This is a genomic window from Pseudochrobactrum asaccharolyticum (genome assembly GCF_003314995.1).
GTDB lineage: Bacteria > Pseudomonadota > Alphaproteobacteria > Rhizobiales > Rhizobiaceae > Pseudochrobactrum > Pseudochrobactrum asaccharolyticum.
Window position 1 is genome coordinate 17364 of sequence record NZ_QNRH01000008.1, and the last position, 22319, is coordinate 39682.

The 22319-nt window shown below is 49.6% G+C and carries 19 protein-coding genes; 7 read left to right on the forward strand and 12 right to left on the reverse strand.

Going from position 1 to position 22319, the window contains the following annotated elements:
* Positions 1–129: 129 nt before the first annotated feature.
* A complete protein-coding gene (locus DFR47_RS16990; RefSeq protein WP_113945609.1) occupies positions 130–978 on the forward strand; it encodes a D-amino-acid transaminase in 849 nt (282 codons plus the stop codon).
* A 435-nt stretch (positions 979–1413) separates the two neighbouring features.
* Positions 1414–2445, forward strand: a complete 1032-nt coding sequence (locus tag DFR47_RS16995) for a DmpA family aminopeptidase (protein WP_113945610.1) — start codon at positions 1414–1416, stop codon at positions 2443–2445.
* A 61-nt stretch (positions 2446–2506) separates the two neighbouring features.
* On the opposite strand, the gene DFR47_RS17000 is transcribed toward DFR47_RS16995, so the two are convergent.
* The 4 genes from DFR47_RS17000 to DFR47_RS17015 all read right to left on the reverse strand — a co-directional run bounded on the left by DFR47_RS17000 (position 2507) and on the right by DFR47_RS17015 (position 8325).
* Complete coding sequence (locus DFR47_RS17000; protein WP_113945611.1) at positions 2507–2932, reverse strand: OsmC family protein; 426 nt, start codon at positions 2930–2932, stop codon at positions 2507–2509.
* Position 2933: 1 nt separating this feature from the next.
* Positions 2934–3932 carry an LLM class flavin-dependent oxidoreductase gene (locus DFR47_RS17005; protein ID WP_113945612.1) on the reverse strand — a complete coding sequence of 333 codons (999 nt, stop codon included), beginning with the start codon at positions 3930–3932 and terminating at the stop codon, positions 2934–2936.
* 157 nt (positions 3933–4089) lie between these two features.
* On the reverse strand, positions 4090–7179 hold the full coding sequence (locus DFR47_RS17010) for an efflux RND transporter permease subunit (RefSeq protein WP_113945613.1): 3090 nt from the start codon (positions 7177–7179) through the stop codon (positions 4090–4092).
* Positions 7180–7188: 9 nt separating this feature from the next.
* Positions 7189–8325 (reverse strand): efflux RND transporter periplasmic adaptor subunit, encoded by a 1137-nt coding sequence (locus DFR47_RS17015; RefSeq protein ID WP_113945614.1) that lies wholly within the window; start codon positions 8323–8325, stop codon positions 7189–7191.
* Positions 8326–8904: 579 nt separating this feature from the next.
* On the opposite strand from DFR47_RS17015, the gene DFR47_RS22125 reads away from it, so the two are divergent.
* The gene (locus tag DFR47_RS22125) at positions 8905–9219 is read left to right on the forward strand and encodes a hypothetical protein (protein ID WP_245416617.1); all 315 of its coding nucleotides are present in this window, start codon (positions 8905–8907) and stop codon (positions 9217–9219) included.
* A 168-nt stretch (positions 9220–9387) separates the two neighbouring features.
* Here the strand turns inward: DFR47_RS22125 and DFR47_RS17025 are convergent, their stop codons facing one another.
* Both DFR47_RS17025 and wrbA read right to left on the reverse strand, forming a co-directional pair.
* Entirely contained in the window at positions 9388–9663 is a 276-nt protein-coding gene (locus DFR47_RS17025; RefSeq protein WP_113945615.1) for an HU family DNA-binding protein, read from the reverse strand.
* A gap of 378 nt (positions 9664–10041) precedes the next feature.
* A complete protein-coding gene (gene wrbA / locus DFR47_RS17030) occupies positions 10042–10641 on the reverse strand; it encodes an NAD(P)H:quinone oxidoreductase type IV (RefSeq protein WP_113945616.1) in 600 nt (199 codons plus the stop codon).
* A 240-nt stretch (positions 10642–10881) separates the two neighbouring features.
* On the opposite strand from wrbA, the gene DFR47_RS17035 reads away from it, so the two are divergent.
* The 4 genes from DFR47_RS17035 to DFR47_RS17050 all read left to right on the forward strand — a co-directional run bounded on the left by DFR47_RS17035 (position 10882) and on the right by DFR47_RS17050 (position 14505).
* A complete protein-coding gene (locus tag DFR47_RS17035) occupies positions 10882–11628 on the forward strand; it encodes a competence/damage-inducible protein A (RefSeq protein ID WP_245416618.1) in 747 nt (248 codons plus the stop codon).
* Positions 11629–11872: 244 nt separating this feature from the next.
* A complete protein-coding gene (locus tag DFR47_RS17040; protein WP_113945617.1) occupies positions 11873–12769 on the forward strand; it encodes a universal stress protein in 897 nt (298 codons plus the stop codon).
* Positions 12770–13163: 394 nt separating this feature from the next.
* A complete protein-coding gene (gpt, locus tag DFR47_RS17045) occupies positions 13164–13661 on the forward strand; it encodes a xanthine phosphoribosyltransferase (RefSeq protein ID WP_113945618.1) in 498 nt (165 codons plus the stop codon).
* 364 nt (positions 13662–14025) lie between these two features.
* Positions 14026–14505, forward strand: a complete 480-nt coding sequence (locus DFR47_RS17050; protein ID WP_113945619.1) for an NUDIX hydrolase — start codon at positions 14026–14028, stop codon at positions 14503–14505.
* 190 nt (positions 14506–14695) lie between these two features.
* On the opposite strand, the gene DFR47_RS17055 is transcribed toward DFR47_RS17050, so the two are convergent.
* The 6 genes from DFR47_RS17055 to DFR47_RS17080 form a co-directional block, all read right to left on the reverse strand.
* Positions 14696–15010 (reverse strand): DUF2834 domain-containing protein, encoded by a 315-nt coding sequence (locus DFR47_RS17055; RefSeq protein ID WP_113945782.1) that lies wholly within the window; start codon positions 15008–15010, stop codon positions 14696–14698.
* A gap of 44 nt (positions 15011–15054) precedes the next feature.
* A complete protein-coding gene (locus DFR47_RS17060) occupies positions 15055–15801 on the reverse strand; it encodes an SDR family oxidoreductase (protein WP_113945620.1) in 747 nt (248 codons plus the stop codon).
* Positions 15802–15928: 127 nt separating this feature from the next.
* The gene (alaS, locus tag DFR47_RS17065) at positions 15929–18589 is read right to left on the reverse strand and encodes an alanine--tRNA ligase (protein WP_113945621.1); all 2661 of its coding nucleotides are present in this window, start codon (positions 18587–18589) and stop codon (positions 15929–15931) included.
* A 284-nt stretch (positions 18590–18873) separates the two neighbouring features.
* Complete coding sequence (recA, locus tag DFR47_RS17070; RefSeq protein WP_113945622.1) at positions 18874–19950, reverse strand: recombinase RecA; 1077 nt, start codon at positions 19948–19950, stop codon at positions 18874–18876.
* A gap of 321 nt (positions 19951–20271) precedes the next feature.
* Positions 20272–20934, reverse strand: a complete 663-nt coding sequence (locus DFR47_RS17075; RefSeq protein ID WP_113945623.1) for a YiaD family glycine zipper/OmpA-like lipoprotein — start codon at positions 20932–20934, stop codon at positions 20272–20274.
* 347 nt (positions 20935–21281) lie between these two features.
* Positions 21282–22283, reverse strand: a complete 1002-nt coding sequence (locus DFR47_RS17080; protein ID WP_113945624.1) for an ABC transporter ATP-binding protein — start codon at positions 22281–22283, stop codon at positions 21282–21284.
* Positions 22284–22319 lie beyond the last annotated feature (36 nt).

Here is a 22319-nt window from a genome sequence, read left to right on the forward strand (position 1 = left end):
CCTATCTGCCATTCTGAATATGCAAAACTTGCATAACATTCAGAAAACAAAACATTGGCTCTCAGAGCTATTTTTACATAGCTTCAATCACATCAGATTCCTGTAAATTCTAACGCTAAGGAATGCGTTGTGAGCCGAATTGTATATGTAAACGGTGCCTATGTCCCTGAAGAAGAAGCCAAAATCTCGGTATTCGACCGCGGTTTCGTTTTTGGCGACGGCATTTATGAAGTCAGTGCAGTTATCGATGGCAAGCTCGTTGATAATGACGCCCATATGGCACGCCTTGGCCGCTCCCTCAAAATGATTGATGTTCCGGCGCCGATGAGCGACGAAGACATCATTGCCATGCAGAACGAACTGATCAAGCGCAACAACCTCACTGAGGGTGTGGTCTATATGCAGATCACCCGTGGTGCCGCTGACCGCGACTTCGTTTACAGCAAAGATATGACACCATCACTGGTCGCTTATACGCAGGTTAAAAACCTGACCGCATCTGCTGCCCAGAAAAACGGTATTGCCATTCACGTCGTTGAAGACATCCGCTGGCAGCGCCGCGACATTAAAACAGTGATGTTGCTCGCACAGGTACTTGCCAAGCAGGAAGCAACCGCCCATGGTTGTCAGGACGCATGGATGCAGGAAGACGGCTATATCACTGAAGGTGCCTCCTCCAGCGCATTCATCATCACTGAAGACGGCACACTGATCGTGCGCCCGAACTCCAACGCAATTCTGCCGGGCTGCACACGTATTGCCATGCTAAAAATTGCTGAAGAGCAAAATCTGAAGGTTGAAGATCGCCGCTTTACCCTTGAAGAAGCCTTCAAAGCAAAAGAAGCGTTCCAGACCAGTGCTTCCGGTTTCGTAACACCGGTTGTGAAGATTGCAGGTACTGTGATTGCTGATGGCAAGCCAGGTCCGATTACCCGCAGTCTGCAGGAAAAATATATCGAAGTTGCTAAAGCAGTTTAGAAAAAGTGGGAACCGGTTTTTCGTTAAAAACTGCGTTTCAAAAAACTTTCGGCTTAAACTTTAGCCTTTAGAATACTGAGTTTTATCCGGCCATAATTCAGAAGCTTTGGCCGGATACCGTTATGATCGCAAGCGCCCCACAAACGGCTTGTTCTTTTGGGCCTCCCCCAGAACAGGCTGTTTAATTTCCTTGGCTCTGATCATATGTCGGGCATTAGCACCACACTGAAACGGCAGTCTTGCCGCAGAAGTGAAATTGTCGTTTCTTTTTAATGCCTGATGATAATGCGCTGACAGCCCACCGGAATCCGGTCGGGCTGTCATTCTTTATCTGGAGAAACTTGGCTTTATCTGCCGATAACTTGGCTTTATCTACTCCACATTGACTTATCTGCACCTTACCGGCCTGCATTTACGGATTTAGAGGAATATTCCATGACAGCTTCAGCACGCGATTTTGGTATTGTTTGCGGTACCATGCCGACCGGCACCCATAATGCGATTACCGATGTTCCAGGCGTAAAAGTCGGCCACATCACAATCCGTGAAGGCAATATCAATACCGGCGTTACAGCGATTCTGCCTCATGACGGCAATATGTTCCGCCAAAAAGTTCTGGCTGCTTCCGAATCCATCAATGGCTTCGGCAAAAGCGCCGGCCTCGTACAAGTCAATGAACTCGGCTCACTGGAAACCCCAATTCTGCTCACCAATACGCTCAGTGTCGGCACATGCGTCAATGCACTGATCAAACGCGCTGTTGCTGCCAACAGCGATATTGGCCGCACCACTTCAACCGTCAATGCGGTTGTCGGTGAATGCAATGACGGCCCGCTCAATGACATTCAGGCAATGGCTGTGACGGAAGACCATGCCTATGCGGCGCTGGACGCAGCGACCACAGGCGTTGTTGCGCAGGGCAATGTCGGTGCTGGCACCGGCATGACCTGCTTTGGCTTCAAAGGCGGTATCGGCACCTCTTCCCGCCGCATCAAGCTTGATGGCAAAGACTATCACCTTGGCACGCTGGTTCTATCCAATTTTGGCCGTAAGGGCGATCTGACACTGCCGGACGGCCGTCATCCGACACCGGATTTTCCTGATCAACCGGAAAAGGGTTCGATCATGATGATCATGGCCACAGACATTCCGCTGGAGCATCGCCAGCTTCAGCGTGTCATTCGTCGCTGCGGCGCAGGGATTGCACGCCTTGGCGCATTCTGGGGTCATGGCAGCGGCGATATTGTGATTGGTTTCACCACCGGCAACACCATTGATCATGATCAGAAATCCGATCTGGTGACCATGCAGGCACTGAACGAAGACAAGATTGATCAGCTGTTCCGCGCGGCAACCGAATCTACACAGGAAGCTATTCTCAATTCCATGTGCGCAGCAGAAAGCTTTAACGGCCGCGACGGCAACAGCCGCAAATCACTGGCAGACTGGTTAAAGCTGAATAGCTGAGACTGTCTTTGATGAGAAAAACAAAAAAGCCTGCGGTGCAACTCACAGCAGGCTTTTTTATTTACGTTCTAATCATCAAAACCACATCGGCATTGGCTTTCAGCGTATTGCTGACCGTACACATGGCTTCTGCTGTCTCGGCCAGCTCATGTGTCTCAGCTTCAGACAAATCACCTGTAACCCGAAAATGCACATCAAACCGCGTAATACGATAAGGTTCCTGCGCTGCCTTTTCACCACTGACCTGAACCTCATAGGCACTGATCCGCTCAATAAAACCGAGCTTACGTGCAGCAATACGGGCGCTCATCACCAGACAGGCAGACAGAGACGCATAAAGCAGATCAATCGCGTTGAAACCCACACCGGATACGGTGTTTTCAAGCCTCAGTTCTCCGCCGGTCAATGAGCGGATAACCGGCTTTTCCTGACCTTGCAATGTCGCTGTCGCGCCGGTTTCTCGGGTGCGTATGCCTAAACCTACCATATTACTCTTCCGGTTGCAGTCCCGCAGCCTCTGCCAGTAATTTAAAGGAATGTAAACGTGCCTGATGATCAAAAATCTGCGCTGTAACCATCAGCTCGTCAACACCGGTACGCTCGACAAATGCATCCATCTGCTTGCGTATAGTTGCTTTATCACCGACAGCAGAACAGGAAAGCGCCGCTCTGATGCTCGGTACAAATCGCGGATCAAGATTTTCCTCATAACCTTCCACAGGCGGCGGCAACTGCCCTGCATTACCGGTGCGTAAGTTCACAAATGCCTGCTGGATAGATGAGAACAGCAAACGTGCTTCATCATCCGTGTCGGCTGCAAACACGTTAAATCCGGCCATTACATATGGCTTATCGAGATATTGCGACGGCTCGAAACGATGGCGGTATAATGCAACCGCATCATCCAGATCTCCCGGTGCAAAATGCGAAGCAAAAGCATAAGGCAGGCCAAGCATCGCGGCCAATTGTGCACCGAAAAGGCTGGAGCCAAGAATCCATACCGGCACATTCAGACCAGAGCCCGGATAGGCGCGCACACGTTGCTCTGTTGTCGGCTCGCCGAAATAGCCGAGCAGTTCCACGACATCCTGCGGGAAGGATTGCGCATCAGAGCTTGAGTTGCGGCGCAAAGCATAGGATGTCACCTGATCGGTGCCCGGTGCGCGCCCCAAACCTAAATCAATACGGTTCGGATAAAGCGATGCCAATGTGCCGAACTGTTCAGCAATAACCAGTGGCGAATGGTTTGGCAGCATAATGCCACCTGCCCCGACCCGTATGCTCTTGGTAGCACCGGCCACATGGCCGATCAGCACCGAAGTGGCAGCGCTGGCGATGCCCGGCATATTATGATGCTCGGCCAGCCAATAACGGTGAAAGCCGAGTTTTTCTGTGTGTTGGGCAAGCTCAACAGTATTCTGCATAGCCTGCGCTGCGGTGCTGCCGAGAGTGATCGGCGCCAGATCAAGTACGGATAATTTTGTCATGCCCAAATATATATAGCAGAGACTACAAAATACCAGAGTGCAAAATCACAAGCCTGATTATTTTCCTCAAATTTCGCGCAAATGTGATCTGCACTCCCTGCCAAACAAAAAAGGCCGGTCACAGGGACCGGCCTTTGCTTTATTATTATCTGTCACATCAATGGTGAGCAGATTGTACTTCTGCCTTCAGCTCTTCTTCTGTCGGAACCGAAACCAGAGGTTTAACGGTCTTCGCAGAAATCAGAGTGTAGAACATTGGCACCACAAACAGAGTGAACACTGTACCCACAACCAGACCGGTAAAGATCACCAGCCCCATCGCCTGACGGGCAGCAGCACCAGCACCGGATGCCATCATCAGAGGTACAACACCAAGCGCCATAGCCGCAGTTGTCATCAGGATCGGACGCAGACGGGTTTTAGCCGAAGCGATAATCGCATCATGACGGCTCAGCCCGTGTTCATGGCGCTGCTGATTGGCGAACTCCACCATCAGAATACCATGCTTGGTGATCAACCCGACAAGGGTAATCAGACCAACCTGCGTATAAATGTTCAGCGTACCCAAACCGAGGTTCAGCGGTACAACCGCACCGAAAATCGACAGCGGAACAGTCATCATAATGATGAACGGATCGCGGAAGCTTTCAAACTGCGCAGCCAGAACCAGATAGATCACAATAACAGCCAGGGCAAAGGCAATCATAATTGTATTGCCCTGTTCAACTTCCAGACGGGACTGACCCGCATAGTCGATGAAGAAGCCATCAGGCAGTTTGGCATTAGCAATATCAACAATCGTTTTCAGACCATCACCGGTGGTAACACCAGGCATAGGCAGAGCCGAAATTGTTGAAGAGTTCAGCTGGTTAAACTGCTCAATTGCGATTGGCGAAGCGTTACTGGTGATTTTAACGACAGCAGACAGCGGCACCATATCGCCGGTAGAACTGCGGACATAAAACTCACCGAGCTTCGACGGGTTACGACGAAATTCATCCGGAACCTGCATGATAATATCATAGCTGTTATTATCACGGTCGAACTGGGCAACTTTACCACCACCGGTCATCAGACCAAGGGTCGCACCGATTTCACTGACTGTTACACCCATTGTCGATGCGCGTTCACGATCAACTTCGATTGTTGTCTGCGGAGCATTAAAGGACAGGGAGTTCTGAACAATAATGAACTGTCCGGAAGCCTGTGCTTCATTCTTGATCTCTTCAGAAATATCGAAGACCTGATTGGAAGAACCAGTTGACTGAATAGCAATCGAGATCGGCAGACCACCACCGGTACCCGGCAGCGACGGCGGAGCAAAGATGAAGGCCCGTACACCGGTCACATCTTTAATACGCGCAGTTAGGTCTTCCTGAATCTGTTTTTGCGAACGGTCACGCTGTCCCCAGTCTTTCAAAGCCCAGAGTGCAATCGCTTCATTCGTCGCACCCAACCCGGTAACGTTAAAGCGGGCACGCAACTCAGGCAGATCTTTGGTCAATTCGTCGATCTGATCTGTGTAGAGCTTTGTGTAATCCGTTGTTGCATATTCAGGCGCTGTTACGAGCGAGAACAATGCACCGGAATCTTCTTCTGGTTCCAACTCGGACGAAGTGTTCATAAACAGGAACGCCATCAGCGCCATCAAGCTTACAACCACAGTCATCGTCACCGGACGATAGTTCAGAGAACCGGAAACCCAGCGTTCATAGCCATTTTCAAAGCGGCTGAACAAGCGGTCAACAGTTTTAGCAAAACGGCTAGGCTCACCATGGGTCAACATGCGTGAACACATCATCGGTGAGATGGTCAACGCCGCAATACCGGAAAGAATAACCGCACCAGCCAGCGTGAAAGCAAATTCACGGAACAGCGCACCGGTCAGACCACCGGTAAAGCCAAGCGGTGCAAACACCGCAGCCAGTGTAATGGTCATCGCCACGATAGAAGAGGTAATTTCTTTCATGCCCACAAAGGAAGCATGAATAGGTGTCAGACCTTCTTCAATATGACGGTGAATGTTTTCAAGAACAACGATCGCGTCATCCACCACCAGACCAATGGCGAGAACCATAGCCAGCAATGACAACAGGTTGATCGAGAACCCGAGAACGAACAGGAAGAAACACACACCGATCAGCGAGATCGGAATAGTAACAATCGGAATCAGAACCGAACGGAACGAACCAAGGAACAGCAGGATCACGAGAACAACAATGATCATAGCTTCTGCAATGGTTTTGAAAACTTCCTTAATCGAGGAAGAAATCTGTTCCGTCGCATCATAAACCATGATGATGTTCATGCCCTGCGGCAGGCTTTCCTGAATACTCGGCAGCTCCTTATGAACGGCGGTTGCCATATCAATCGGGTTAGCCGAAGGCGTCGGGAACACACCAATAAATGTACCGCTGGAGCCGTTAAACGACACAACAGTATCCGTGCTTTTTGCCGCCAGTTCTACACTGGCAACATCGCGCAGACGGATAATGTCCGAGCCATTCGCACGTACCGGCATTTCCGCAAAAGTCTCTGGTGTCTGCAAAGTTGAATGCAGAGTAATCGAGCTTGCGTAATACTCGTTTTTGGTTTTACCCGGTGCCGACAGGAAGTTGGACGCTTTAATCGCAGCCAAAACCTCTGAAGCAGTCACATTACGCGCAGCCATGCGAATAGGATCAACCCATACGCGCATTGAATATTCCTGACCACCAAGGATCTGCGCATCAGCCACACCTTCAATGGTGGACATACGCGGACGGATCACGCGGTCAATATATTCTGTAATCTGCTCATTGGACATATTCGGGTTTTGCACAGCAAGATACATGGTCGCAAAAGACTGACCTGTACCCTTAGCAATCACCGGATCCTCAGACTCTGTTGGCAGATCGCCACGTACCTGATTAACCTTGGAGATAACTTCGGTAAGCGCGGCATCCGGATTGGCGCCAAGCTTCATCTGTACGGTTACTGTACTGACAGACTGACTACTTTTAGAGGTAACGTAGTCAATATCTTCCGTTGTTGCGACAGCCTTAGCAATCGGTGCAGTAATAAAGCCCTGAATAAGCTCACCACTCGCACCCGGATAGGACGTTGTAACAGTAATAACTGTTTCATCCACTTCCGGATACTGACGCACCGAAAGGTTGAAGATCCCCTGCAAGCCGAGCAGGATAATCATCAGCGAGACAACGATCGAAAGAACGGGCCTGCGTATGAAAATATCGGAAAAGCTCATCTCTCGACCTTATTTCTTAATCTGGGCATCCGCTGGATTAACGTCGTTATTGATATGGGCAGACATCCCGTTGCTAAGACGGTTCTGACCAGAAGTCACAACAACATCGCCATCTTTAACGCCGCTCAGAATTTCAACATTGTTACCGGTACGACGGCCAAGCTTCACAAAGATCTGATGCAGAACCAGATCATCAGCTTTTTCAGCTGTGTCAGCTGCAGCATTTTTGTCTGCTTCTTTTTTGACAACCGTGAAAACATAATCGCCATAAAGACTGGTCACGACAGTGGTCAGCGGCAGGATGACGACATTGTCTTCTTCAGGAAGAATAACGCGAACCTGTACGAACTGACCCGGAACCAAAGATTTATCGGAATTATCCACCTGAGCCTGAACGGATACCAGACGGCTTGCAGGATCAATCTTCGGATCGATACCAACGATTTTACCCTTGAAAGCATAATCGCTTGCCGATGCACCAATATGAACTTCCTGTCCCATGGACAAGTTTTTCAATTCCTGTTCCGGAACACTGAAATCCACACGCATGGTGTCAACATTCTGCAATGTAGCGACGACAGTACCAGGAGCCATAAACTGACCAATATCAACGCGCGAAATACCGATTACACCGGAGAAAGGTGCGATCAGACGCTTCAGATCAAGCGTTGCCTGTGCTTTTGCTACATTTGCTTTTGCGGATGACAGAGCTGCGGCTGTTGTATCCACATTAGATACAGCACCTACACCTTGTGTGCGCAGGGTTTGTGCACGTTTATAGTTCTGTTCGCTCAGCTCAGCTTCAGCTTTGCTGGCTACCAGATCTGCCTTCTGAATTTCATCATCCAGCTGCAGCAATAGATCGCCTTTTTTGACAATCTGATTTGGCTTGAACATGATTTCCTTGACGATACCGTCAACCTGGAAAGTCAGATTAACGCCGTCTTCAGCACGGGCAGAACCGAGTGCCTCGATACCAGGCAACCATTTTCCTGGCTTAACGTCGATAGTTGAAACAGCTTGGGATGGCTGCTTCATATTCGCAAAATAGTCTTTAATCGCCTGAGCACGGAACAGGTTAAAACCAACCAGACCTCCGCCTATAATAACAAGCAATATGATTGCGATGATGAAACGTTTAATCATCTTATGTGGCACTCCTGCCGCAGAATGGATACAGAACGGAACATGTCCAATCGGCATGGCTGGACATACGTTAACACTAAATAGGGTGCGATAACTGTACGTTAAGCTGAAAATTGTCAACTCATGCTTGGTCACGCTATGGTCATCAGTATTGCCCGGTAATGGGATTACCGTTTTTTATCAGCCTGTTTTATAACAAGTGTTTCAGGCTCAACACATACTCAACTCATGGACTGAGGGGCAGAATAGTCTGTTTTTATTGTTTTTCGGATCAAGATTGTGTCAAGAAACAACAAATTCATCTCCGTTCATTATAAAAACTATCATATTTCACGGTTTTGTCAGGAGTTTAGACTAAAAAACCGATTTTTACACCTTATATTATCGCCCGCTAAGCGGCTGCTATTACTCACGAAATTGTTATGAGTTTTTAGAGCAATATCTCAACCGCAATTGAGGTTTTGGCTCTGAGGGCTAGTTTCAGCTGAACCATTTTATGTCATGATTCATTGTTAAGGATGAAGACGGGGCGGAATTAAAACAATTCCGGCCGGTTATAAAACGGAAGATATTCTTATTATGGTGACAATCCGCAAGGCAGTTTTTTCAGTCGTTCTTTCCGGCATTGCGATGAGCTTTTCAGCTCCGGCTTTTGCCTTAGAGACCGGATTGAAGAACAAGGCACAGACAGATCAGTCTGCACCGTATTATTCTTTGCCCGGCGTCCAACCCGCCAAGCCGATTGTCAGCCCTGCGCAACCTGAACCGGACAATGCGACGACAAATACCAATCCGGACGGCAGTTTTAATATCGGCAATACGCGTGTGAAAATCAGCGGTGACATTACTGTCGATGTCGGTACCGGCAATGGCCCGAACAGATCCAATAAATAGTGCATTGCACAGTATGTTCAAAATAAAAGCCGCAGAGACCAGTCAGTCTTTGCGGCTTTTTTGTTTCCTGCGCCTTCAGCAAAGTCATACCTGAAACGGCATGTCTGCTCTCTGGCGTAAAGATCGGATCAGCGGGACAATAAACATCCCTGCCCCGATAAGAGCTGATTAGCTGTTAACAGCGTCTTTCAGGCCTTTACCAGCCGAGAATTTTGGTACGTTACGGGCAGCAATTTCAACTTCTTTACCGGTCGATGGGTTGCGACCTGTGGAAGCTGCACGATGTGATACTGAGAAAATACCAAAACCTGGCAGACGAACTTCGCCGCCTTCTTTCAATGTACCGGTGACGGATTCAAGCACAGCGTCAACGGCAGAAGCGGCATCAGTCTTGGTGAGACCGGACTTTTCTGCAACGGCAGCAACCAGTTCATTTTTGTTCATCAGGTAATTCCTTTCGTTTTTTTCCGCTGGTTACGACTCAGCCGGATTGGCGAAGTTTATTCAAAGAAACAGACGAACCAAGCTAAGTTTTCGCTCCGGAGCCTTAAAAAACAGGGTTAAACACAGAAATAAGCCCTGAAAACCGGCATTTTCACTCCGACGCAACCACAGGCTTTATATTTTTAGCCCGCAACGACCAAAGAAACTGCCTACGGCGAATCTGTCGCACATCACAACAAACACACAAAGCACGGCACTCTGTTACCGCAGAACGCTCCGCGGCTTCTCCAACGCTCTGTCTTATAACCACGCACAAAAAAAGCGGCCGAAGCCGCTTTTCTACTTTCAGATCGAATACCAAAGATCGGGTACAGATTATTAGCCGTGAATTTTAGCGGCGATTTCTGCAACGCGCTTGCCCTGAAAACGGGCACCTTCGAGTTCAGTTTCCGAAGGCTGACGGGAACCGTCACCATCAGCAGTGGTTGTCATACCATAAGGTGCGCCACCGCGAACAACATCATTACCGAGCTGGCCCTGGAAAGCGTAGGACAGCGGAACGATGATCATGCCATGGTGCTGAAGCTGCCACTGGGTGGAGATCAGAGCCAGTTCCTGACCACCGTGCTGGGTTGCGGAAGAAGCCATAACCGAACCAACCTTGTTCAGCAGAGCGCCTTTTGCCCACAGACCGCCGGTCTGGTCGAAAAAGTTTTTCAGCTGTGAGGACATGATACCGAAGCGTGAAGACACGCCAACGATGATTGCATCGTAGTTTTCCAGATCAGCGGGTGTCGCAATTTCTGCTTCCTGATCCAGTTTAAAGCCGGAAGCCTTGGCAACTTCAGCAGGCACCAGTTCTGCAACGCGCTTGATATCCACCTGAGCACCGGCTTCGCGCGCACCTTCGGCAGCAGCTTTAGCCATCTGTTCCATGTGACCATAAGCGGAATAATAAAGTACAAGAACCTTAGCCATATTCAATCAATCTCCGTTTTGTGTTTCGGGCATTCGTTTCACGACACCAAGCCGTACAAATGCAATTCAATCTATACTCAATATTTAATACAGAAATTTAAATAGACCAGTCACGGGATACAGGACGCACTGTTCAGGATTCAGGACAATAGCCCCCTACTCACAACAATGGTTGAACACAGCATCACTTGACGATACCGGCCTTGTCCGTTCATGGTCTCTCTATAAATGGAGTCTCCCATGACAAACACACAGCCCGTGATTATACGCGCCGCAATGCTGGCAATCGGTGATGAACTGCTCTCCGGCCGCACCAAAGACAAGAATATCGGCCATATGGCAGACCGGCTTTATGAAGCAGGCATTGATCTTACTGAAGTCCGTATCGTTGCTGACGATCAGCCGTCGATTGTGAAAGCCGTAAAAGAACTGAGCGAAAATTACGACTACCTGTTCACTTCCGGCGGTATCGGCCCTACCCACGACGATATTACCGCCGATGCGGTTTCCGCGGCTTTTGATCTGCCTTGCGTCTATGATGAAAAGGCAATGGCCTTGCTGGCTGCCCATTATAAAGCCAGAGACACGGAATTTACACCGTCCCGTCAACGTATGTCACGTATGCCGCAAGGCGCGCAGCATATCGACAACCCTGTCTCGGTGGCACCGGGTTTCATCATTGGCAATGTCTATGTCATGGCCGGTGTACCTTCCGTTTTTCAGGCTATGGTTGAGAATATTCTGCCGACTTTACGCACCGGCAGCCGCTATCATTCACGCACAATTTTCTGCCCGTTTGGCGAAGGTGTTATCGGCATTCCTCTGCGCGAGGTGCAAGACGCCCATCCCGATACCGTGATCGGCTCGTATCCTAAATTCGAGGAAGGTAAATTCTCAACCGAACTGGTGGTGCGCGCAAGAGATGAGGAAAAACTCGATGCAGCAGCCGCAGCAATTGCGAAAATGCTGGCAGATATTCAGCAATAAATGCAGGTATTTGCGTTTATCCGCACCTCAAAATGCGTTATAATCGCTTCAATACAGACTTTTAGAAAACGGAATTCTTGAGTGGTCACATTATCATGCCATTCAAGTATTCAACTTGAAAGTGAAATGCTTAATTTATGACTGATCCCCTGTCTTTTGCAGGATCGCTTGCAGGGGATCGACAGAGATAAAAAACTGAACAAAATTGCGCAGCTATCACGCGTAACGAATACGGAGTGTATCCATGTCCTATCGTACCGTCATCGCCTATATCCGCAGCACACAGGAACTGCAGCGAATGTTCAAAGCCCTGGCGCTTCTTGCCAAGGACGGCGAGCCGATGCATGTCACCGGTCTTTATGTTATTCCCACACCGGTTATTTATTCCGACGCCAGCGGCTTTATAGATGCCAGTTTTTATGAAGGGCACCTCAAGCATCATCAGAAAAATGCTGAAGATGTTGCGCTCTTGTTTCAGCAGCAAATCTCCAATTACTCTACGACCTCAGAATTTCTGATTGTCCGTTCTGAAAATGACAATGCCAGCCAGACGGTCAATGAATTTGGTATGGCTGCAGACCTGATCCTCGCCGGTCAGGCCGATCCTGATGATCCGGAAACGCAGATCACACCACTGGATCAGCTCGTTTACAACACCAAAACACCGGCACTGATCGTGCCTTATAATTTCCACCCGCCACGCAATATTCGTCAGCTAGCCATCGCTTTTAACGGCAAATATGAAGCCTCCAGCGCGGCCTTTGATGCTCTGCCGCTGGCGCGTAATTGCGCAACTGTCCGCATTGTCTGGATCAACGCGCCAAAACAGGAAAGCGAAGAAGCAGCAACCACTGTTATTCCGGATCCGCTGCGTGATCCGAGCGCACCGCGCGGCGCACCGGACATCGCCTTGCGCTTGCAACAAGCCTATCAGCGTCACGATATTGCTGCCAGCATTGATCTGGTTCCGTCCGATGGGCAGACCGTTCAGGATCGTCTGCGTGACTATGTTGAGACCAATAATATTGATGTGCTGATCATGGGTGCCTACAGCCAGTCCCGTTTGAAAGAGCTGATTTTTGGCGGCGTAACCCGCTCATTCTTAGCCAATATGCCTTGTCTGACATTGTTTTCACGGTGATCTCTTGTATGCGGTGAGCTCTGCGCCTATATCCCGCACACAAAACGAAAACAAACGAAGATAAATGAAAATACGCACATCAGCAGATTTATCTGCCGATGTGACAAAGTTAATATTGCCAAAAAAGTACTTTTTCGTTTATCACGGTAAATCACCTGAAACGGGCAAATCTCTTGTATGTTACCCGATTTAGGGCAATCTGTCCTCGTTAGCCTGCCAGCACAGATCTTGTCCGGAGACAGATTTGAATTTAGCGGCTATCGGTGGCTAAGCTACCCGTTTTCAGATCACGATATGATTTGAAAAACACCAAAACGAAACAACAGCACAGAGTGGCCGCTGCTTTCATCTGAAACATGCGGAACTGTCAGAATATTCTAAACGGAGCATTTCGATGTCCTTGCCTGATAAAGCTTTCCCGGTTTCCTGGGACCAATTTCATCGCGATGCCCGCGCACTCGCATGGCGTATTGCCGGACAAGGCACAGAATGGCACGCAATTGTTGCCATTACCCGTGGCGGGCTGGTACCGGCTGCAATTATCTGCCGTGAACTTGGCATTCGCATGATCGAAACCGTCTGCATCGCCTCCTATCACGATTACAGTGAACAGGGTGAATTGCGGGTCATTAAAGAGATCGGCGAGAAACTGCTCGTCAATGGCGGTGAAGGCGTTCTCGTAATCGACGACCTCACCGACACAGGCAAAACAGCACAAATGGTACGCAAAATGATGCCAAAGGCACATTTCGCTACAGTCTATGCCAAGCCGCAGGGTCGTCCACTTGTTGATACTTTTGTTACAGAAGTTTCGCAGGACACATGGATTTATTTCCCTTGGGATATGGGCTTCACCTATCAGGAGCCAATCAACAAAAGCCATCGCGGCTAAAGAATTCCGCTGCCACCGGTTTAATACCGTTGGCAGCAACGCCTTCCGGATGGATTAAACTGACAAAACCGGCAGGTGCAGTACGATCCTATTCGTATCAAATTAAGAGGCTGCCTGATTTGGCTTCCATGATGTTTTCGAATTCTCATATGCACCGAAATGGGCGGGCGTATGGAAATAAGAAACAGAATAAAACAAAAACATTTGCTGCAAAGCATAAAACAAACATATCTCAGTCAATCTAAAACCATATTGATGAGGTCTATAGGCTACATATTAAAAGCGTAGCTTAAAAATTATATACAAAATAACTGCTGCCATTCAAAGGCGGCCAACAAAATACATAATAAGGTAAGTAAGTTCAGTGAATATACAGGGAAGCGGTATCGTCGCAACAGATAAACGAATTTTAACAGCTGCAGGACGACTTCTGCAGGTTGCGGCACTAGTTTATCGAAAACCGGGTCCCTCGCCTGAAATTTTACTGATTACCAGTCGCGGCACAGGCCGCTGGATTACCCCGAAAGGCTGGCCAAAAGCCGGAAAAACCCTGCATGACATGGCGCTGCGGGAGGCTTTTGAAGAATCCGGCATTCGCGGCACAGTTAATCCTGATCCGATTGGCCAGTTCGATTATATGAAATATGATCTCCCTGCGGAGGCCATTCCGAGCTTTACAGTCAATGTCTATGCCGTTGAGTTTGACCGCATGGCTAAAAACTGGCCGGAACGCGGACAGCGCATCAGCGAATGGGTCAGCCCTGCAGAAGCAGCCACACGCGTGGATGAACCGGAATTGAAGAAGCTGCTGCTCAATCTGCCTGATTTCATTCAAAGCAAATAAGCTATCATCAAAACAATCAAGGGTGCGCGAAAACTCGCGCACCCTTTTTTATAAACAGCAAACTTAAAATCTCTTCAAAAAGAAGAATTCCCGTTCTTTATAGACCGATGAGTGCAACTGCGATCGTTACCGTCGTGGGATAGTTCTTCATGCTGAGCGCAAAACAAGAATGGTTGTTTCGGCCGCCACTTCAGCTTGCGGAAGCAAGATGCCGCTCCCGTAGCAACAGGAACATCGGCAGCGCCAAGGAAGGGCCTACCACGAGACAACACAAAGGCCACCACCAGTAACGCATTGCGAGTCTTGCGCTCTCTGCTACCACAAATACCGCAACAACGACACCTGAAACCAGTACATCTGACCACGCGAATGCTGCGATATGACCGGAAGTAGCTTGCTGCAGCAAGAGCGGCACATCAAGTCCATGTGCGGACAACCACGGAACAAATTGCGAGAGAGGCAGAGCTGCGCCAATGACACATAACAGGATGTAAAGAACTTGCACGCTCCCTCCGATCATCTCAACCCTATTGCAACTATCAAACCAGTTTAACGCCCGCCGGAAACATCAAGTAACGCACCAGACGTATAAGATGAAGCATCGCTGAGCAGCCAGACAATCGCCTCGGCAATTTCGCTCGCCTCACCTGGTCGTCCGAATGGTGTATTCACGCCCAATCGCTGTGCCCGCCCCGGCTGACCGCCACTGGCATGAATATCCGTATTCACCAATCCAGGACGCACGGCATTCACGCGCACCTTTTGCGGCCCCAACTCTTTGGAAAGACCAAGCGCCAGCGTATCAACTGCCGCTTTTGAACCAGCATAATCAATATATTCAAACGGCGAGCCGATCCGTGAAGCCACTGACGACACCAGTACAATCGAACCGCCCTTGCCGCCGCGCTCAACGGATAAACGACGCGCGCTTTCCCGCGCACAGAGATAGGCGCCCAGCACATTAACATCAAACATGCGCTTCAATCGTTCCGCACTCATATCTGCCAATTGCAAAGATGGTGCAACAATACCGGCATTGACAACAACACCGTCGAGTTGACCAAATTGTTGCTTCGTCTTGTCAAACATAGCAATAACATCCGCTTCAACTGCAGCATCCCCCTGTATGGTGATCGCTTGTCCGCCAGCCTTGCGCACATCTTCTGCAGTTTGTTCCGCAGCTTCATGATTGCCGACATAGTTGACTGCAACAGACCAGCCACGCTCTCCGCATAAAATTGCGGCTGCACGTCCGATACCGCGGCTGGCACCTGTAATCAGAATAATCTTGCTCATAATCTCCACCCTTTATTCCAGTCTGCATTCTTTGAGAAACATGCCCTCCGGCATCTCAAAACGCATTTATAAATAAAAAGCCGCCGGATCTCTCCGGCGGCTTAAACTATTAAAGCTCGTTCAAGGCTTAGCCTGCAATTGCTTTTGCAAGAGCTTCCAGAGCTTCATCTGCTTTCGAACCATCCGGACCACCGGCCTGAGCCATATCCGGACGGCCACCACCGCCCTGACCGCCAAGTGCACTAGACGCAACACGAACCAGATCAACCGCACTGAAGCGCGATGTCAGATCTTCCGTCACCGCAACAACGGCGCTGGCCTTGCCATCTTCGCTCACACCGATAAAGGCCACGATGCCGGAACCCAGCGCTTTTTTACCTTCATCCGCCAATGGCTTCAGATCTTTCGGTGCAACACCGGTCACGCTGCGTCCCATGAACTGAACACCATTAATGGTCTTCGTTTCATTATCAGCCTTCGAGGAACCGCCACTCAGAGCCAGTTTCTTGCGGGCTTCGGTGAGTTCTTTTTCAAGCTTGCGACGCTCATCCAGCAGGCTGTTGACACGTTCCAGCGCTTCAGACGGCGTGGTCTTCAAAGCAGATGCAATGGCTTTAACGCGCTCATCCTGTTCTTCAAGATAAAGACGTGCTGCCTCACCGGTCAGCGCTTCCATACGGCGTACACCGGCTGCAACCGCACCTTCGGAGACAATGCGCACCAAACCAATATCACCGGTCTGGCGAACATGCGTACCGCCGCAAAGTTCCAGCGAATAGGTTTTACCGGCTTTATCGCCCTGTGTTGCAGTGCCCATGGAAACCACGCGTACTTCATCACCGTATTTCTCGCCAAACAGCGCCATAGCACCGGCTTCAATCGCATCATCAACCGCCATCAGGCGGGTAACTACCGGAGAGTTCTGCAGAATGATCTCATTGGCAATGTTTTCAACTTTGCGCAATTCTTCTTCGCTGATCGGCTTCGGATGTGAGAAGTCAAAACGCAGACGTTCCGGCGCAACAAGCGAGCCCTTCTGTGCCACATGGTCACCGAGCGTTTCGCGCAGTGCTTCATGCAGAATATGGGTTGCCGAGTGGTTAGAACGCATACGGCTGCGGCGGTCATGAGCAACGACCAACTCAACCGCATCACCGGTTGCGAGCTTGCCTTCACGGATCACAGCCTGATGGACAAAGACACCATCTGCTTTCTTCACTGTATCGGTCACTTCAATCACGAAGCCATCGCCATAAATGAAGCCGGCATCGCCCTGCTGACCACCGGATTCCGCATAGAACGGAGTCTGGTTTACAATAATGCTGACAGTTTCGCCCTGAGCAGCCTTATCAATGATCTGACCATCACGCACCAGAGCAGTCACAACGCCCTCAGCCTTCTCAGTATCATAACCGAGGAATTCTGTAGCGCCAACTTTGTCACGTACCGAGAACCAAACCCGTTCAGTCGCAGCATCACCGGAACCCGACCAGTTAGCACGCGCCTCGGCTTTCTGACGTTCCATAGCGGCACTAAAACCATCGGTATCAACAGTAATGCCACGTTGACGCAAAGCATCCTGTGTCAAGTCGAGCGGGAAGCCATAGGTGTCATAGAGTTTGAATGCAGTCTCACCATCAAGGCTCTGACCTTCACTCATATTCTCTGTTGCATCGCTCAGGAGACCAAGACCGCGTTCCAAAGTTTTACGGAAACGGGTTTCTTCAAGCTTCAGCGTTTCTGAAATCAAAGCTTCGGCACGCACCAGTTCCGGATAAGCCTGCCCCATCTCACGAACCAGTGTCGGCAGCAGACGATACATCAACGGATCGCGGGCACCCAGCAGCTGCGCATGGCGCATAGCGCGACGCATAATACGGCGCAACACATAGCCACGACCTTCATTCGACGGCAGAACGCCATCAGCAATCAGGAAGCTGGCAGAGCGCAGATGGTCGGCGATTACGCGATGGCTGGCGCGCTGGCCACCTTCAGCCTTAACGCCGGTTGCTTCTTCCGAAGCGCGGATAAGCGCCTTGAACAGATCGATGTCATAATTGTCATGAACGCCCTGCAGAACCGCAGCAATACGCTCCAGCCCCATACCCGTATCAATCGACGGACGCGGCAAATCAATACGTTCTTCTTTGGTGATCTGTTCGAACTGCATAAAAACGAGATTCCAGATCTCGATAAAACGGTCACCGTCTTCATCAGCCGATCCCGGAGGGCCACCCCAGATATGATCGCCGTGATCAAAGAAAATTTCCGAACACGGACCACATGGACCTGTATCACCCATCGACCAGAAGTTATCATTGGTCGCGATGCGAATAATACGATCATCGGAAAGTCCGGCAATCTTCTTCCAGTAATTCGCTGCGTCTTCGTCAGTATGATAAACCGTAACCAGCAGCTTGTCTTTGTTCAGACCAAATTCTTTGGTCAACAAATTCCATGCAAATGTAATTGCTTCTTCTTTGAAATAATCACCGAAGGAGAAGTTCCCCAGCATTTCAAAAAAAGTGTGGTGACGTGCTGTATAGCCGACATTGTCCAGATCATTATGCTTGCCACCGGCGCGCACGCATTTCTGCGCGGTTGCTGCACGGCTGTAAGGGCGTGTTTCAAGACCGGTAAAAACGTTCTTGAACTGCACCATACCGGCATTGGTAAACATCAAAGTCGGGTCATTGCGCGGCACAAGCGGACTCGACGCCACCGCTTCATGGCCATTCTTACGATAATAATCGAGGAATGTTGACCTGATCTCGTTAACGCCGCTCATTGTTCACCTTTGGGTTCTGCCCGATTTTAAGCCGTAATAACACAGCTTTTAACATCTTAAATAAGCAGTGGTTTCAATCTGCACAACCATCTGACAGGTATCAATAAAGCTTAAACCTGCAGCCATAGAATAGCAGTCACCATTGCAACTGCACTGCTTTTAAACAGATGATCATGCACTGTCCAGATATCCGTATAAATTGAAGTGTCACAGATACAAAATGCCCCGCATCACGCTATGCAATGCGGGGCACTGAACCTGATCAGTAAGCTGCAATCTTCGGCTTATGCCTCAGCAGCATCATCTTCCGCGCCGCCATTGTCGAGCATCTGCTCGGCAATGAGACCGGCATTCTGGCGCAAGGTCAGTTCAATCTCATTTGCCACTTCCGGATTTTCCTTCAGGAAGTTCTTCGCATTATCGCGACCCTGACCAAGGCGCTGTGAATTATACGAGAACCACGAACCGGATTTCTCTACAATACCGGCCTTAACGCCGAGATCGACCAGCTCACCGGTCTTGGACACGCCCTGACCATACATAATGTCGAACTCAACCTGCTTGAACGGAGGAGCCAGCTTATTCTTAACAACCTTCACACGGGTCTGGTTACCAACAACTTCATCGCGCTCTTTGATCGAACCGATACGGCGAATATCCAGACGAACGGAGGCGTAGAATTTCAGCGCATTACCACCGGTGGTGGTTTCAGGCGAACCGAACATCACACCAATTTTCATACGGATCTGGTTGATGAAAATAACCATCGTATTCGATTTGGAAATAGACGCTGTCAGCTTACGCAGTGCCTGACTCATCAGGCGCGCCTGAAGGCCTGGCAGAGAATCGCCCATTTCACCTTCAATTTCCGCACGTGGTGTCAGAGCCGCAACGGAATCGACAACCAACACATCAATCGCACCGGAGCGCACCAGTGTGTCAGTAATTTCCAGCGCCTGCTCACCGGTATCCGGCTGCGAGATCAGCAGATTTTCCAGATCAACACCGAGCTTACGGGCATAGACCGGATCAAGCGCGTGCTCCGCATCCACAAATGCGCAAATACCGCCCTTTTTCTGCGCCTCTGCAATTGTATGCAGCGCCATTGTTGTTTTACCCGAGCTTTCAGGCCCGTAGATTTCAACAATACGTCCTTTTGGCAAACCGCCAACACCAAGTGCAATATCCAGAGACAGTGAACCGGTCGGAACAGTTTCAATTTCCACCACCTTATCATTCTGGCCAAGGCGCATAATCGAGCCCTTACCGAATGAGCGCTCAATCTGTGACAGTGCCGCGTCCAGAGCCTTTGATTTGTCCACTGATTTATCCTCAACAAGTCGTAATGAATTCTGAGACATTTTAACTATCCCTTTGCGTCACTTGAAGTCCGCAGATTGAAACTTTATGTATAATATGTATCCTATTTGTTCTCAATTCGCAATAGAGTTAATACATTGATATTGCTATGAAATTATATTTTGTTCTTCTGTTGTTCTAAATTATAAATAACGCAAAACTAAAAAAGACATTTCAAATTAAAACAAGACGGGAACGAATTTAGTGAAAAGTCGATTCGAGAAAACCGGCGTCCCATAGCGCGAATACAAATGAAAGCCAGACAATAAAAAACCGCTCCGGCAGAGCCGAAGCGGTCATTTTTCAAAGCATTTATAAAACGCTTAAACGCCTTTAAGCGGGGAAATTTCGATTTCCACGCGACGGTTCTGCGCACGGCCATCCGGTGTTGCATTGGATGCAACAGGCTGCGTCGCACCGAAGCCCATGATCGCAAAACGACGACCATCGATGCCCTGACCACTCAGGTAGTTACCAACCGAAGCTGCACGGCGCTGAGACAGATTCTGGTTATGCGAAGCAGAACCGGTCGAATCTGTGTGACCTTTAATATCAACCAGCGTCTTATCGAACTTACGCAGAACGATCGCCACGGAAGTCAGGGTTGGGTAGAACTGTGGCATTACAACATCCTGATCGGTGTTGAATGTAATGCTGGAAGGCATGTTCAGGATAATGCGGTCACCGTTACGTGTAACCGAAACGCCGGTACCCTGCAGCTGCGAGCGCAGTTCGCTTTCCTGACGATCCATATAGTTACCGATTGCACCGCCGCCCAGCGCACCAAGACCGGCGCCGATCAGCACGGCATTACGCTGTGCATTTTTTGAACCGCCAACCATCATACCGCCGAGCGCACCAACAGCAGCACCGATACCTGCACCGCCGGCGGTATTGGAGATTTTCTGCTCGCCTGTGTAAGGGTCAGTTGTACAACCGGCCAAAAATGTAGTGACTGTTGCGGCAATAGCAATCTTTTTCAACATGGTTCAAATTTCCTGATTCAAGATGTGCCGCAGGATAACGGCAAATACGGCAGCATGTTGGTTAATTTTTGTCCCGAGGTCAAATTCATATCATTCGGAACGCATCTTTATGGTGCTTGTACTACAAACAACCGGTAAACAAGCACATAATGGCTGGCACGATTTTTGGTACAGAGAATAAGACCGCTGATTTTCACCCTACAATGATGCAGATTTGAGAATCGCACCCTCCAGATATGTTCTAGAGCGTGTTGCGCTTCATCGTACCCACTGCGTTCGCGTCTCAATTCTTTTAATTATCGCATGTTCGCGGTAGCTCAAATGAATATATTTGAGCGCGACATGCTTTAGCGGATTGCCCTTCCCTCACCGTCAAAGCGATGAATTTTACCGCTGTCCGGCGTTGCATAAACCTTCGCACCTGCCTCAATACGATACTGACCGAAAATACGCACTGTCAGCAGCCCTGCGGCCTCTGTATCGAGATAGACGTTGGTATCCGCACCGAGCTGCTCCACGTGCACCACGGAACCTTTCCACTGCCCTGAATTTGTATCCAGCGTAATATGTTCCGGCCGGATGCCGATACGTTTTGCCTGCCCGTCATTCAGCGCAGACGCATCAACAAAATTCATCTTCGGTGAACCGATAAAGCCCGCAACAAACTCGTTGTCCGGCGCATTATAGAGATCCATCGGTGCACCGACCTGCTCAATGCGTCCGGCATTCAGCACAACGATCCGGTCAGCCAGCGTCATCGCTTCCACCTGATCATGGGTTACATAGATCATAGTTGCAGAAAGCTGACGATGCAGCTTGGCAATTTCCAGACGTGTATTCACGCGCAATGCTGCATCAAGATTGGAAAGCGGCTCATCAAACAGGAACAACTTTGGCTCACGTACCAGCGCACGACCGATAGCCACACGCTGACGTTGCCCGCCGGAAAGCTCAGCCGGACGGCGCTGCAAATAACTGTCGAGCGACAACATGCCGGAAGCCTGCTTGACCCGCTCATTAATTTCGGTGGCAGGCTTACCGGCCTGTTTAAGGCCAAGTCCCATATTGGCTTCAACCGTCAAGTGCGGATAGAGTGCATAGCTCTGAAACACCATTGCAATGCCGCGTTTGGCGGGCGGCGTCTGATTGACAACCTGATCGTCAATATACACTTCACCGGAATTGGCATCTTCCAGCCCTGCAATAATGCGTAAGAGTGTAGATTTACCGCAGCCGGACGGCCCGACGAAAACGACCAGCTCACCGTCACGCACATCCAGATCGATACCTTTGATAATATCGACCTGACCATATGATTTACGGATATTATTGAGTTTCAGAGTTCCCAAAGTCGTGTTCCCGTCAGAGTAATTTCAAAGCCAGTC